Genomic DNA, 15,365 nt, shown 5'->3' on the forward strand with positions numbered 1-15,365 from the left:
TTATTCGGAGGGCGCCGGCGTCGGTTCGGGACGCGCGGCCTCGGGGCTGACGCGTTCGATGGTGTGGCGCAGCTCGCGGCCCAGGATCACCTTGGCGTCGCGCGCCCACGCATCCAGGCGCGCATCGAACAGCAGCTTGCTGTGCTCGTCCGGCCACACCAGCTTGAGCTCGCGCAGCTTCTGGATGAAGCCGCGGAACAGCGTCCTGTCGAAGAACTCCGGCGCGGCCGGGGCGTAGAGCAGGCTCAGGCGCTGGGCGGCCTGCTGGCACAAGCTCTCCAGCTCGGCCGCGCCCAGCGTGCCGGGGCCGTTCTTCACCAGCACCGAGATGGCGATGTAATAGCGCTCGAAGGCCTGCTGCAGCGAGTGGCCGATCGCGCGCAGGCGGAACACCTCGTCGGTCTGCCCGGCGTTGCGCTGCAGGACGCCGCCATCGTCGTCGTTGACCCCCGATCCGGTCGGGGGCAGGTTCTGCTCGAGCAGGTGCGCCTCGATGAACACGTCGATGGTGTGCTCGATGCGCGAGGCGAACTCCTCGGCCGTCCACGGCAGGAACAGCTCGGCCTGCAGGAACGGATACAGCTGCTGGCCCAGCGCGATCAGCCGCGACCGCGCCATGCGCCGGTTGTTCTGGAAGCAACAGGCGATCCACGACGCGGCGGTGAACAGGTGCAGCACGTTGTTGCGGTAGTAGCTCAGCAGCACCGCGGTGTCTTCGTCGACCACGTCCAGCACATCGCCCAGCGGATGGGAGATGCGGCGCAGCACGTTGATGTCCAGGCCGTGGGCGATGATCCGCTCGGGGCTGTGCGGGGTGACGGTGACGCGGTCCGAGTACGGCAGGCGCGCCAGCAGGGTCTTGCTCAACTCGATCTGCGCGATCAGGTCGGCCTCGGCCATGGCGTGCTTGGGCGTGGACAGCAGCGCCAGCGCCAGCAGGTTGATCGGATTGACGTCGGCGGCGGCGTTGACGCGGGTGTTGATGGTGGTGGCCAGCGCATCGACGGTGTCCGACAGCCAGCGCGGCTTGTCGTCCTCGGGCAGCGGCTTGCCGTCCCATTCCGGCGCGTGCCGGGCCAGCATGTCGGTCAGCTCGATCGGCTCGCCGAAGTTCACCACCACCTGGCCGAAGTTGGAGCGCAGCACCTTGGGGATGGACCACAGCAGGCCCCAGATGGATTCCTTCTGCTTGGGCCGGCCGGACAGCTCGTCCAGGTAGCTCTTGCCCTCCATCAGCTTCTCGTAGCCGATGTACACCGGCTGGAACAGCACCGGCTTGCGCGGCTGGCGCAGGTAGGCGCGCACGGTCATCGAGATCACCCCGCCCTTGGGCGGCAGCAGCCGGCCGGTGCGCGAGCGCCCGCCCTCGACGAAGTACTCGATCGAATAGCCGCCGGCCACCAGCTGGGCCATGTATTCGGTGAACACCGCCGAATACAGCGGATTGCCGCGGAACGAGCGCCGGGCGAAGAACGCGCCGCCCTTGCGCAGCAGCGTGCCGACCACCGGCAGGTTGAGGTTGATGCCGGCGAAGATGTGCGGCGGCACGATGCCGCGTTCGTACAGCAGGTAGCTCAGCAGCAGGTAGTCCATGTGGCTGCGGTGGCTGGGCACGTAGACGATCTCGTGCCCGGGCGCGGCGTCCTTGAACTTGTCCAGGTGATGCACCAGCACGCCGGCGTAGATGCGGTTCCACACATGGCTGAGCAGGAAGCTGGCCGAGCGCACCACCGGGTTGGAGTAGTCGGCGGCGATCTCCCAGGCGTAGGCGTGGGCCTTCTTCCACGCCTCCTCGGGCTTGGAGTTGTCGCGGCGCGCCTGGTCGGCGATGGCTTCCTTGACCGGCTCGGCCGCCAGCACCTGGTCCACCAGCAGGCGGCGGGTGGACAGGTCCGGGCCGATCACCGATTCGCGGATGCGGTGGAAGTGCTTGCGCAGCACGCGCGAGAGCTTGCGCACCGTGCGCTCGGGTGGCAGCTGCTCGGCCACCGCGTCGCGCACCGACACCGGCGCGGAGAAGCGCACGATGGTGCTGCGGCCGTTGAGCAGGATCGCCAGCAGGCGGCGGAACCGGCCCACCAGCGCCCAGTTCTCCGAGAACAGCACCGCGAACCAGCCGCTCTGCTTGTCCGGCGCGCGGCCGACGAAGATCGACACCGGCACCAGCTGCACGTCCAGCGCCGGGTTGGTGCGGTGCGCCTGCAGCAGGCGCGCCAGCGAATCGGAATGGGTCTTGGTGCTGCCGGCCTCGGGGATCAGCGAGCTGGCGATACGCCGCGACAGGGCCAGGTAGGCGCGCTTGCGCCGCAGCGGGTCGCCCGGCACCGGCAGCGGCAGCAGCGGCGAGGGCAGGCCGGCGGCCTGGCAGGCGCGGTCCAGGATCAGGGCGTTGGACAGGCCGTAGTCTTCCAGCACGTAGCACACCGGCCGGCTGTCCAGCAGCGTGGACGGCGCCTCGGGTTCGATGTCCAGCTCGACCCAGGGGTCGACCACCTTGTGCAGCAGGCGTGCCCACAGCGGGGTCTTGCCGCTGCGGCCGATCGGGGCGGACACCGCCACCGGCAGCTGCGCGGGGGCGGGCGCCGCGGCGTCGGCCGCCTCCGCCGGCGGTGCGTCCTCGCGCTCGGGACGCGGGTCTTCGGGGAAGGGCAGGGGGTTCTGGTCAGGCATCGCGGTCATTATGCCCAATGGCCGTTGCCGGCCCCGGTGACCGTTCCGGCCACCTTGCCGTCCGGCGGCGGTGGCGAGGACGCCGGCGGTGCGGAGGGGGACGGCGCCTCGGGCGCCGGCGCGTTCGGCGCTTCGGGCGCGGTGGGCGCCTGCTGTTCGAGGCGTTTGCGCAGGGCCGCGGCCTGGTCCATGTAGTGGGCCACGTACCAGTGGCCGTCCTGGCGGCGCAGGGTCACGGTCAGCTGGATCGGCTTGCCGGCCAGCGGGTAGGTCACCGCGACCTTGGCCAGGTCGCCTTCCTGGGTGACCTCGCCGACTTCCAGCTTGGCCAGGCTGTCGTCCAGCGACAGGCCGTAGTCGGCCAGCACGCCGCCGAGCGCGGCGAAGAAGGGATCCAGCCGGGTCAGCGCGCCGGCCATCCCGGCCTGGGTCAGGTCGGCCTCCGAGTCGATGCCGGTCGCGCGCGCGGCCGGCACCAGGGTGCGCAGGGCGGTGTGGGCGCGGGGGGCGTCGGCCAGCGGGGCGGACTGCGCCCAGGCGGTCAGCGCCGGCACGACCTGGCCGAAGTGCGCGCGCTGGTCGGGGGTGAACTCGCCCTGGCTGCGCACGTACTGGCCGATGAACAGGCCCAGAGTCTGCGCGGCGTTGCGCAGGTCGGTGACCTGGCCGGCGAGGTTGCGGTCGTAGTCGATGCCCAGTTGGCGTTCGGCGTCGTTGGCCGACAGCGCGGCCAGCATGGGCACCAGGCGTTCGGGCAGGGGCAGTTCGCTCAGCGGCCAGCGGCTGGCGCCGGCGGCCCAGCCGGCGGCGAAGGTCTGGTAGTCCTGGGCGGGCACGGCATCGCGGGCGAAGCCGGCCAGGTCGTACTGGCGCAGCTGTGCGGCCAGGTGACGCACGGTGGCGGCCGGGCCGTCCGGCCGGTCGTCGACCACCGGTTTGGGCGAGCGCTGGCACGCGGCCAGGACGGCCAGGGCACAGGCAAGGACAGCGGCGGGAATGCGCAGGGCCCGAGGCATGGGGGTTCTCTCCAGGTGGGGGGCATCTTGGCCGCTGCATGTGTCTGCGGGCAACACGCGGGGGGGGTGGGACACGCCCAAAACCTTGCCGTCGCGCGAAGCCGGCCACCCGCCTCGACCCGGCCGGGCGATACGTCGCGTGCTCCTTGTAGAGCGGAGCTTGCTCCGCTGCTCTTCGGCCGGATCATCGGGAAGGCCCCAGCGGAGCAAGCTCCGCTCTACAGGCGGTGTCTTGCCCGCTGCCTATCCCAGAGACCGCGCGGCGTCCGATCTCTCGATCGGCAGAGGGATCAAAAAAAACAGGCCCGGTCGAATGACGACGCACGGGCCTGGAAAATCCGGGTCGGGCCCGGAGGACATCGGTTGTGGCAACACTCCAGCCCAGGGGCCGGACGGCGCACAGCCTAACCGCTGAATAGAGGCAATGCAATACTTTAATTATATTTACTTAAGTGATTGTTTTTAAATTGAAATATCTACACTGGAGCGCGTGCCGAAGTCGATGCCTCGACCCGATTGGCAGTCCGAGCGTCTCTCCGCTAACCCACGGCGCTGCCGGGTCCGCGAAGCTGGCCTGATCCGGAGCGTGCCACGCACCCCCAAGTGCTGTTGCAGCCCTCCGGCGACACCTTCCCCCAGCAACTTGCCTGCGCTCGATGTGCCCGGCCGCGCTGCTGTCGGCACGGGCCGCGCTCGCCCCTGGTCACGGCCGCGTCATCCGTCGTTGACACCGGTGTCATGTGGTGCTTAATCTCTCCGCCGGGGCCTGTTGGGGAACACGGCATGGTGGTCACGGCATCGATGCGGTCGGTGGATCGGGGGAGCTCCGTGTTCCTGGCCGCCGACATTGGCGGGACCCATGCGCGGGTCGCGCTGATGCGCGCGTTGCCCGGCGAGGGCCACCGGCTCGAGACCCTGGCCTACCGCAGCTACCCCTGCGCGCAGTTCCCTTCGCTGGCCGCGCTGCTGCGCGCCTTTCTCGATACCGACACCCAGCAGCCGGTGCGCCACTGCGTGCTCGCCTGCGCGGGCCAGCTGGTCGGCGAGGAGGTCGTCAACGACAACCTGCCCTGGCCGATCGGCACCGGCGCCCTGCGCCAGGCGCTGGGGCTGGAGCATGTGGCGGTGCTCAACGACTTCGAGGCGCTGGGCTACGCGCTGGAAGGCTTCGCGCAGCAGCGCCGCCATCTGTGTGGGCCGACCGTCGCCGGCGATGGGCCGGTCCTGGTGATCGGCCCGGGCACCGGCCTGGGCGCGGTCGTCCATCTGCCGGGTGCGGCCGGCGGCGTGGTGCTGACCACCGAGGCGGGGCAGATGGCGTTCGCGGCGCATTCGCTGCGCGAGCGCGCGGTGCTCAGCGAACTGGCGCCGCAGGGCGGCTATGTCGAGGTCGAACGGATCGTGTCCGGGCGCGGCCTGCTGACGCTCTACACGGCGCTGTGCGCGCTGGATGGCGTCGCGCCGCGCCTGCAGGCGCCCGAGGCGGTGACCGCCGCCGCGCAGGACGATGCGCAGGCGGCCGAGGCCGTGTCGATGTTCTGCGCCGCGCTCGGTGGCCTGGCCGGCGACCTGGCCCTGGCGTTCATGGCGACCGGCGGGGTGTATCTGGCGGGCGGCTTCCTGTCCTCGATGCAGGCCGAACTGGCGCGCAGCGCCTTCCACCTGCGCTTCCTGCATGGCCGCAGCGCGCGCACCCTGCTGGCGCCGGTGCCGGTGTGGGTGGTCGAACACGGGCGCAACGGTGTGCTCGGCGCGGCCCGCTGGTATCTGGACAAGGGGCTGCCCGCGTTTCCTTCCGGCGGCCAGGCCGCATGAACGGCCTGCGCGCGGCGCTGCTGCGGCTGTGCATCGCCTTCGGCGGGTGCGCGGCCGGGCATGCCGCCGCCGCGCACGTCGCGACGCCCTGGCCGCTGCTGCCGGCGCCGGCGCAGGTGGTGCCGGCCGGCGCCGGGACGTTCGAGGTCGCCGACGGCGCCGCGCTGGCGGTGGAGGGGGCCGACGCCAGCGACGCGCGCTTCCTCGCCGACCATCTGCTGCAGCTGCTCGACGCGACCGGTGGCCCGCGCCTGCGCGTGGCCGGCGCGCACGGCGCGGCGCCGGCCATCCGCATCGTCATCGACCCGCGCGCCGCGCTGGACGAGGCCGGCTATCGCCTGCGCGTCGAGGCGCGGGGCATCCTGGTCCAGGCGCGCACGCCGCGTGGCGCGTTCTACGGCGAAACCACGCTGTGGCAGCTGCTCACCCCGCCCGGCCACGCGCGCGGTGCGGCGGTGGCGGTGGCGCAGGGCGCGATCGACGATGCGCCGCGCTTCGCCTGGCGCGCGCTGCTGCTCGATTCGGCCCGCCACTATCAGCGCGTGGCCGAGATCGAGCGCCTGATCGATGCCATGGCGCTGGCCAAGCTCGACGTGCTGCTGTGGCACCTCACCGACGACCAGGGCTGGCGCCTGCAGGTGCCCGGTTATCCCGAACTGACGCGCATCGGCGCCTGCCGCCCGGCCGCCGCCGACGGCAGTGAGCCAGCCGACCGCGCCGGCGCCTACTGCGGCAGCTACAGCGATGCGCAGGTCCGGCAGATCGTGCGCTACGCCGCGCGGCGCTACATCGAGGTCGTGCCCGAGATCGACATGCCCGGCCATGCGCAGGCGGCCATCGCCGCCTATCCGTGGCTGGGCGTCAGCGGGCGCCGCCCGGCGGTGTGGACCGACTGGGGCGTCAGCGCCTGGCTGCTGGCGCCCAACGCGCGGACGCTGCGCTTCGTCGATGCCGTGCTGGCGCATGCGACGCAGCTCTTCCCCTCGCGCTACGTCTCCTTCGGCGGCGACGAGGCCGACCACGCGCAGTGGGATGCCTCGCCCGCGGTGCAGGCGCAGCGGCGGGCGCTGGGGCTGGCCAGCAGCGACCAGCTGCAGGGCTGGTTCATGGCGCGCATCGCCGATCAGCTGCGCCGGCGCGGACGCGTGCCGGTGGGCTGGGACGACGCGGTGGAGTCCGGCGTCGCGCTCCCGGACTCGCAGGTGGTGATGTCCTGGCACGGCCAGGATCACGAGCGCGTGGCCCTGGCCGCGCTGCGGCAGGGGCACCAGGTCGTGATCGCGCCGCAGGAGTCGCTGTACTTCGATCACGTGCAGTCCGCGCTGGCCGACGAATGGCCCGGCCCGCCGCCGGTGGTGAGCCTGCGCCAGGCCTACGACACGGCGGTCATTCCCGAAGGGGCCAGCCAGGCCGAGGCACAGCGCGTGCTCGGCGTGCAGGGCGCGCTGTGGACCGAGCAGATGCCGAGCTTCGCCCACGTCCAGCACGCGCTGTTCCCGCGCCTGGCGGCGCTGGCCGAACTGGCCTGGTCGCCGGCGAGCAGCCACGACTGGAATGGCTTCCTGGCGCGCCTGCCGGCGACGCTGGCGCGCGAGCGCGCGCTGGGCATCGCCGATGCGGACAGCGCCTTCGCGCCCGTCATCGCGCTCGAGGCGCAGGCCGATGGACGCGTGCGTGCGGTCGTGTCCAACCAGGTCCAGGCCGGCGCCATCCACTACACCATCGACGGCAGCACGCCCGACGCGCAGGCGCCGCTGTACACCGCGCCGCTGTTGCTCGCCCAGGGCACGACGCTGCGCGTGGCGACCTTCGATGCGTACGGCCAGTCGCTCACCGGCGTGCGCCGTCAGCAGGTCGACCGGCAGGCGCTGCGCACGCGTGCGGGCAGTGCGCTGGCGACGTGTTCGGGCGAGCCGCCCTCGCGGTTAAGCGGGACCGTGCGGGCCGGCGCATCGCCGTCGGGGACGGTCTATTCGGTGGACATCGGCAATGCCTGCTGGCGCTGGCCGCAGGCGCCGCTGGACGGCGCGCGCCGCGTGGCGCTGGCGGCCGGGCGCGTGACCTGGCGCTTCGGCGACGAGGCCAAGGGCGCGGTGGTGCGGCGCCGGCATAGCCCCGACGGCGAATTCGAGCTGCATACCGGCGGCTGCGATGGCCCGCTGCTGGCGCGTCTGCCGCTGGACCACAAGGCGCAGTCCTCCGGACTGGCGCTGCTGGAGGCCGACCTGATCCTCCCCGATGCCGGTCGCCAGGACCTGTGCATCTTCGCCACGGGCGATCCGCGCCTGGGCCAGTGGGCGCTGGCCAAGATCCTGTTCTCCGGATAACGGCGGCGCACGCGCGGCGCACGCCGCGCCGCCGTCGCGCCGTTCGCGCGCGGCCAGAGGCAAGCCAGGACTTTCATCGTCTCCCGCGCAGGACTGCGCGACCCGGTCCCTCCCATCCCTGCAGTACCTCGGCTTCCTGGCGCCTGCCAAGCCACCATCACGAGGTCAATGCTCATGTCCACCGCTCACCGCATCCATCCGCTGGCCATCGCCGTCACCCTGTCCCTGTTCGCCGCGCTGCCGGCCGCGGCCGTTACGGCACCGACCGATCCCGCATCAGGCGAACAGGACACGCGCAGCGACGCCACGCAGGCCACGACGCCCGCCGCGGCGTCTACGCCGAAATCCAGCCAGAACCAGGACGGCAAGAATCCCGACGTCACCAACTTCACGGCGGTCACCGTCACCGGCGTGCGCGAGTCGCAGGCCCATGCCATCGACGTCAAGCGCGACGCCGCCAACATCCAGGACAGCATCACCGCCGAGAACATCGGCGCGCTGCCGGACACCACCATCACCGACTCCCTGCAGCGCATCACCGGCGTGCAGATCAACCGCGACGCCGGCGTGGGCACCTCGGTGGACGTGCGCGGCCTGCCGCAGGTGGGCACCATGCTCAACGGCGAGGTGTTCATCACCGCCGACCAGATCGATTCGCAGCAGCCGGACTTCACGATGCTGCCCTCGACGCTGTTCCAGGGCGTGGACGTGGTCAAGTCGGCCACCGCCAACGAGACCGCCTCGGGCATCAGCGGCGCCATCGACCTGCACACCTACCGGCCCTGGGACCTGCCCAGCGGCTTCACCTACAGCTACTCGGCCAATGGCGAGCGCGGCACCAGCAGCCGGCGCTGGGGGCCGGAGGCCAACGGGCTGATCTCCTACAACGACGACCACCACTGGGGCGTGCTGGCGTCGGTCGACTACTCGGACACCACGCGCTCGAACTCGCGCGAGGGCCTGGACCAGTACGGCGTGGTGCTCAACGGCGAGAACGCGGCCAGCGCCGGCGGCTACAACGGGTTCCTGACGCCGTGGAACGGCGCGCCGATTCCCTCGCAGATCGTGCAGAACGCCGACGGCACCGTGGACGTCAACGGCGACGGCAAGTCCAACGGCGTGTTCATGGGCAGCCAGGACATCAACCTGTGGCAGCAGTCCACGCGGCGCAAGCGCAAGTCCGGCAACCTGTCCTTCCAGGCCGATCTGGGCGGCGGCTTCAACCTGACCAGCGACTTCTTCTACTCCCAGCAGCACGAGTGGAACACCATCGCCGGCATCCAGTTCAACTCGACCAACTGGCAGGGCGCCACCTACGTGCCCAATGTCTCGCGCGACACCGGGCGCGCGGTCGCCGGCGCCTACGGCACGCCGGATCCGGACTGGGCCGGTTCGCAGATGTACACCACGCAGGTGTATCAGAAGTGGCCGGGCGATGTTGAGTCGTTCTCGGAGATCGCGCAGAAGGACTCGATCGCGCGCAACTTCAACCTGCAGCTGGACTACGACAACGGCGGGCTGTTCACCGGCAGCCTGCGCGGCCTGCATGCCAGCGCCACGCAGTCCAGCATCGAGACCGACGTCAACATCTCCAACTCCGACGGCGCGCTGTGGCCCAACCATCTGATGGACGGCGTGCCCGACGATGCGGTGCCGCCGGGCACGATGGTCTACCCGGCGCAGCTGGGCGGCAACCGCGTGTTCAACAGTAACGGCATGGCGCAGAACACGGTGCCGGTGCTGGCCGACTTCCGCGGGCGCTACCTGAAGATGGGCCTGCCGCAGGGGCTGGCCGACCAGTTCGCCAACCCGTACGGCTGGTCGCTCAAGACGCTCGAATCCTCCGGCGACTACGACCGGCAGGTCGCGCTCAACGCGCTGCGCTTCGACGGCAAGCTGCACTTCAACGATGGCCTGGTGCTGCAGTTCGGCGTGCGCAACAGCATCCGCAACGCCGGCAATCGCGGCTGGACGCTGGAGGCGCCGGTCTACGCCGGCATGGGCGCCAGCGATCCCAATGGCTGCCTGGTGCGCTACGTCGGCGCCGACGTGGTGCTGGACAGCGGCGCGTGTACCGCCGGCAACGACCAGGGTTACTTCCGCGCCGGTTCGCTGTCGGCGCTGCAGATGCCGCTGACGGCCGCGCCGCTGTCGCGGGCGTGGAAGAAGTACAACAACCTGCTCGGTTCGGGCCTGAACTTCTGGGCGATCAATCCGGATTCGATGATCAATCCGCTCGACTACTGGCAGTCGCTGTATCCGGGCACGGTCAAGGTGGGCGAGCCCGGCACCACCTGGGACGTGGGCCTGCACGAGCTGTCCAGCTATCTGCAGCTGGACTTCGGTGGCGACCTGGGCCAGATGCCGTACAGCGGCAACGTCGGCGTGCGCGTGGTGCGCACCGGACTGAACGTCACCCAGTACCTCGGCGGCGCGCCGGGCGCCTATGGCGACGAGCCGGTCTTCGCCGGCACCGAGACCACCCATCGCAGCTACACCGACGTGCTGCCCGCGGCCAACTTCTCGCTGGACATCACCGAAGGGCTGAAGCTGCGCCTGGCCTACTCCAAGAACATGATGCCGCTGGACCTGAGCACCTGGGGCGGCGGCCTGCAGCTGGACTACTCGCTGATGGAGACGCCGGACGGGGCCATCTTCCGCGTCTCCAGCGGCCAGTCCAGCGGCAACCCCGATCTCAAGCCGTGGCGCTCGAGCAACTACGGCGCCTCGCTGGAGTACTACATCAACGCCAGCAGCATGCTCAGCCTGGCGCTGTTCCGCATCAACATGGAGAGCTTCATCAAGAACGGCTCGGTGACCAACTGCACCCTGCCCGACGAGGACGGGGTGGTGCGCAACCACTGCATCGTGATCACCGAGCCGGTGCAGGGCTCGGGCAACAGCATCCAGGGCGCCGAGTTCGACTACCGCCAGGGCTTCACCTTCCTGCCGGGCCTGCTGGCCAACACCGGCGTGGAGGTCAACGCGACCTATGCGCCCAGCGATTCGGGCGAGCGCGACCTGGCCGGCAAGAAGATCCCGTTCCAGGACAACTCGACCAAGTCCGGCAACCTGATCCTGTGGTACCAGGACGGCGCCTTCCAGACGCGCCTGGCCTACAACTACCGCTCGCGGCGCGCGGTGGGCGACAGCATCGGCGGCATCACCGGCATGGAGCTCTACGAGGCGCCGCAGAAGTATCTGGACGCCTCGGTGTCCTACAAGCTGAGCAAGTACGCCGAGCTGGTGATCAACGCCACCAACCTCACCAACGAATACCAGAAGTACTACCTGGTCTGGCCCGACCAGCCGGCGCATTCCAACTTCTCCGAGCGGATGTTCACCTTCGGCGTGCGCGGCCAGTGGTGAGCGCGCGCTGTGCGCGTGGCTTGAGGCGCTGCCGGCTCGCGGGCCGGCAGCGGGAAACGGGAAGGCCCAAGACCTGGAAGAGGTGATGCATGCAGGACCACAACGCGCCCCAGGCGGGGCAGGGCGGCGGCTTCCACCGCTCCATCGGCCTGTTCTCGGGCACCGCGCTCAACATGACCCAGATGTGCGGCGTCGGGCCGTTCATCACCATCCCGCTGATGGTGGCCACGCTGGGCGGCCCGCAGGCGGTGGTCGGCTGGATCGCCGGCGCGCTGCTGGCGGTGGCCGACGGCCTGGTCTGGGCCGAGCTCGGCGCGGCCATGCCGGGCTCGGGCGGTACCTACGTCTATCTGCGTGAGGCGTTCCAGTACCGCAGCGGCAAGCTGATGCCGTTCCTGTTCATCTGGACGATGCTGCTGGCGATCCCGCTGCTGATGTCCACCGGCATCATCGGGCTGGTGCAGTACCTGGGCTACTTCCTGCCCGGGCTAGGCTGGTGGCCGGCGCATCTGATCGGGCTGGCGGCCACGGCGCTGGTGGTCTGGCTGCTGTACCGGCGCATCGAGTCGGTGCGGGCGATCACGATCGGGCTGTGGGTGATCATGCTGGTCGCGGTGGCCGGCGTGGCGGCGGCGGGATTCTCCGACTTCGACCCGGCCCATGCGTTCGGCTTTCCGCCCGATGCCTTCGGCCGGCGCTTCTTCCTGGGCCTGGGCGCGGGTCTGGTGATCGGCATCTACGACTACCTGGGCTACAACACCACGGCCTACCTGGGCGATGAGCTGCGCGATCCGGGCCGCACCATGCCCGGCTCGATCATCATCTCGGTGGTGGCGATGATGCTGATCTATCTGGTGCTCAACATCAGCGTGCTCGGCGCCGCGCCCTGGCAGGAGATCGCGCGGTCCACCTCGGTGGCCTCGCTGGTGGTGGAGCGCAGCTGGGGCCATCTGGCGGCCGCGGTGATGACGGTGCTGATCGTGGTGACGGCCTTCGCCTCGGTGTTCACCGGGCTGCTCGGCGGTTCGCGCGTGCCGTTCCAGGCGGCGCAGGACAAGGTGTTCCTGGCCGTGTTCGGGCGCCTGCATGCCCGCCATGGGTTTCCGCACGTGGCCTTGCTGGTGATGGGCGTGGTGACCGCGGTCGGCACCTTCTTCGATCTGAGCGAGGTGATCAACATGCTGCTGACCGCGACCATCCTGGTGCAGTCGCTGGCGCAGATCGCCGCGCTGGTGATCCTGCGCCGGCGCCAGCCGGGCCTGAAGCGTCCCTATCGGCAGTGGCTGTATCCGCTGCCGTGCGTGGTCGCGGCGGCGGGATGGATCTTCGTCTACGTGTCGGCCTCGACGCTGTCGCTGCTGCTGTCCAGCGCGTGGATCCTGGCCGGCATCGTCGCCTTCCTGGTCTGGGCCAGGAAGACGGCATCGTGGCCGTTCGCGCCGCTGCGCATCGAAGAACGCTATCTGGAGGAGCACTGAGCCATGCGACAGACCTGCAGGCACCTGCTGTGGTGGATGCTCGCCGCCGCCTCGACGGCCGGCGCGATCACGCCGTACGCGCCCACGACCGTAGCGGCGGACGCCGGGACCGTCACCCGCATCGCCCACTGGCAGATCCAGGACAGCACCAAGGCGCAGCAGCGCGGCGAGGAGATCTCGGCCGCCGACTTCTCCACGCAGGGCTGGTACGCGGCCACTGCGCGCGCCACGGTGATGGCCGCGCTGCTGGAGAACGGGCTGTATCCCGATGTCTTCCATAGCGACAACCTGACCGCGGTGCAGGTGCCGGACGGCTCGGGCAATCTGGTGGTGACGCCGTGGTGGTACCGCAGCGAATTCGTCCTGGGCGCGCGCATGCCCGGGCAGCGCACGCGGGTGCGGACCAACGGCGTGATCGCCGCGGCCGACCTGTGGGTCAACGGCCATCTGGTGGCCGACCGCAGCGCCATCGACGGCGCCTATCCGGTCAACGAATTCGATGTCACGCCGTGGGTGCACGCCGGGCGCAACGTGATCGCCCTGCGCGTGCATCCGGCCGATCCGCGCCAGAGCCTGAGCATCGGCTGGGTGGACTGGAACCCCACGCCGCCGGACAACAACATGGGGCCCTGGCGCGGCGTGGACATCGTGCAGAGCGGGCCGGTGGCGCTGGGCGACCCGCAGGTCGAGACCGCCCTGTCCGACGACCACGCCCGCGCCGCGCTGACCGTGCGGGTGGAGGCGCGGAACCTGGATACGGTCGCCCATGAAGTCACCGTCATCGGGCGCGTGGCCGACGTGCCTCTGGCGCGTACCGTCACGCTGGCGCCCGGCCAGGTGCAGGAGGTCACGTTCGTGCCCGAGGACACGCCCGGCCTGGTGCTGGCGCATCCGCGCCTGTGGTGGCCGGCCGGCATGGGCGAGCAGCCGCTGTACGCGCTGGAACTGCGCGCGGCGGTGGGTGGGGCGGATTCGGATCGGGCGGCGACCGCCTTCGGCATCCGCAGCGTGGTGTCCGACCTGACCGCCGAAGGCTACCGGCGCTTCTCGATCAACGGCCAGCCGCTGCTGATCCGCGGCGCGGGCTGGGCGCCGGACATGTTCCTGCGCGACGACCCGGCGCGGCTGGAGACCGAGTTCGCCTACGTGCGCAACCTCGGCCTCAACATGCTGCGCACCGAGGGCAAGCTGGAGGACCAGCGCTTCTACGAGCTGGCCGACCGCGACGGCCTGCTGATCCTGGCCGGCTGGGAATGCTGCGACATGTGGGAGTCGGCGGCGCAGACCGGCGGCGTGCCCTGGGAGGCGCACGACTTCGACGTGGCGCAGGCCTCGATGGCCACCGAGGCGCGGTTGCTGCGCAACCATCCGTCCGTGATCGGCTTCCTGATCGGCAGCGACAACGCGCCGCCGCCGGCGCTGGCCAGGCTGTACCTGGATGCGCTGCATGCGGCGCACTGGTCGCTGCCCGTGATCTCGGCCGCCGCCGATAAGCCCGCCGAGGGCCTCGGCCCGTCCGGCATGAAGATGGCCGGGCCATACGACTGGGTGCCGCCGGCGTACTGGTACGCCGACAAGCTGGGCGGGGCGTTCGGCTTCGATTCGGAGGTCAGCGCCGGCGCGGACATCCCGCGCATGGAGGACCTGCAGCGCATGCTGTCGGAGCAGGAGCAGGAGGCGCTGTGGAAGCTGCCCCTGCAGCGCCAGTACCACGCCTCGGCCGCCTGGTCGCCGTTCGCGGTGCTGACGCTGTTCGACCAGGCGCTGGCGCGTCGCTACGGCGCGCCGAGCGGGCTGGCCGACTACGTGGCCAAGGCGCAGCTGGACAACTACGACAACACCCGCGCGCAGTTCGAGGCGTTCAATGCGAGGATGGACGCCGACCATCCGGCCACCGGCGTCATCTACTGGATGCTCAACAACGCCTGGCCGTCCTTGCACTGGCATCTGTACGACTATGATCTGCATCCCGCCGGCGCCTACTTCGGCGCCAAGAAGGCCAACGAGCCCTTGCACATCCAGTACGCCTACGACTCGCGCGAGGTGGTGTTGGTGAACCACACGCTGCGCCAGGTCGAAGGCCTGCGCGCCACGCTCCGGGTGCGCGATCTGTCCGGTGCGGTGCGTTACCAGCGCCAGGTGGACGACATCGCGCTCGCGGGCAACCACACGCGCCGCATCGCCACGCTGCCGCCGCCCACCGGCCTGTCCACGACCTACTTCGTCGAACTGGACCTGGCCGCCGCCGATGGCGCCGCGCTCGGGCGCAACGTGTACTGGCTGTCCACCCGCGCCGATGTGCTCGACTGGGAGCATTCCAACTGGTACGCCACCCCGTCCAGCCAGGACGCCGACCTGCGCGGCCTGTCGACGCTGCCCCAGGTGTCCTGCCAGGTCGAGGCGGCGAGCCGGCGCGAGGGCGATCAGGAGATCACCACCGTGACGCTGTCGCTGCCCGCCGGGGCGGCCGGTCCGGCGGTGTTCCAGCACCTCACCCTGCGCGATGCCGCCGGCCAGCCGCTCGTGCCGGTGCTGTGGGACGACAACGACGTCACCCTGTGGCCGGGCGAATCGCTCGTCCTGAACGCGCGCCATCCGCGCGCCGCGGCCGCGGCGGTCGTCGAGATCGAAGGCTGGAACAGCCCGCTCGCCCGCCTGCCCCAGGCCGCACCGGTCACCACGCATTGAAC

Annotated in this window: 7 protein-coding genes; 5 read left to right on the forward strand and 2 right to left on the reverse strand. The window is 70.6% G+C overall.

What is annotated here, in order from left to right; all coding sequences use genetic code 11:
- Positions 1 to 2,679 (reverse strand): glycerol-3-phosphate 1-O-acyltransferase PlsB, encoded by a 2,679-nt coding sequence (gene plsB, locus EAT51_RS05520; protein WP_130514866.1) that lies wholly within the window; start codon positions 2,677 to 2,679, stop codon positions 1 to 3.
- Complete coding sequence (locus EAT51_RS05525) at positions 2,679 to 3,686, reverse strand: hypothetical protein (protein WP_130514868.1); 1,008 nt, start codon at positions 3,684 to 3,686, stop codon at positions 2,679 to 2,681. Before EAT51_RS05525 ends, plsB begins: the two co-directional genes overlap by 1 nt.
- Positions 3,687 to 4,514: 828 nt before the next feature.
- On the opposite strand from EAT51_RS05525, the gene EAT51_RS05530 reads away from it, so the two are divergent.
- The 5 genes from EAT51_RS05530 to EAT51_RS05550 all read left to right on the forward strand — a co-directional run bounded on the left by EAT51_RS05530 (position 4,515) and on the right by EAT51_RS05550 (position 15,363).
- A complete protein-coding gene (locus EAT51_RS05530; RefSeq protein WP_235872339.1) occupies positions 4,515 to 5,501 on the forward strand; it encodes a glucokinase in 987 nt (328 codons plus the stop codon).
- A complete protein-coding gene (locus EAT51_RS05535; RefSeq protein ID WP_130514870.1) occupies positions 5,498 to 7,828 on the forward strand; it encodes a beta-N-acetylhexosaminidase in 2,331 nt (776 codons plus the stop codon). The genes EAT51_RS05530 and EAT51_RS05535 overlap by 4 nt, the downstream gene beginning before the upstream one ends.
- A gap of 174 nt (positions 7,829 to 8,002) precedes the next feature.
- Entirely contained in the window at positions 8,003 to 11,197 is a 3,195-nt protein-coding gene (locus EAT51_RS05540) for a TonB-dependent receptor (protein WP_130514872.1), read from the forward strand.
- An 89-nt stretch (positions 11,198 to 11,286) separates the two neighbouring features.
- A complete protein-coding gene (locus tag EAT51_RS05545; RefSeq protein WP_130514874.1) occupies positions 11,287 to 12,675 on the forward strand; it encodes an APC family permease in 1,389 nt (462 codons plus the stop codon).
- A gap of 3 nt (positions 12,676 to 12,678) precedes the next feature.
- Positions 12,679 to 15,363 (forward strand): glycoside hydrolase family 2 protein, encoded by a 2,685-nt coding sequence (locus tag EAT51_RS05550; RefSeq protein WP_228257822.1) that lies wholly within the window; start codon positions 12,679 to 12,681, stop codon positions 15,361 to 15,363.
- The last annotated feature ends 2 nt before the right edge of the window (positions 15,364 to 15,365 follow it).

It is taken from the genome of Pseudoxanthomonas winnipegensis (assembly GCF_004283755.1).
Classification (GTDB): Bacteria; Pseudomonadota; Gammaproteobacteria; order Xanthomonadales; family Xanthomonadaceae; genus Pseudoxanthomonas_A; species Pseudoxanthomonas_A winnipegensis.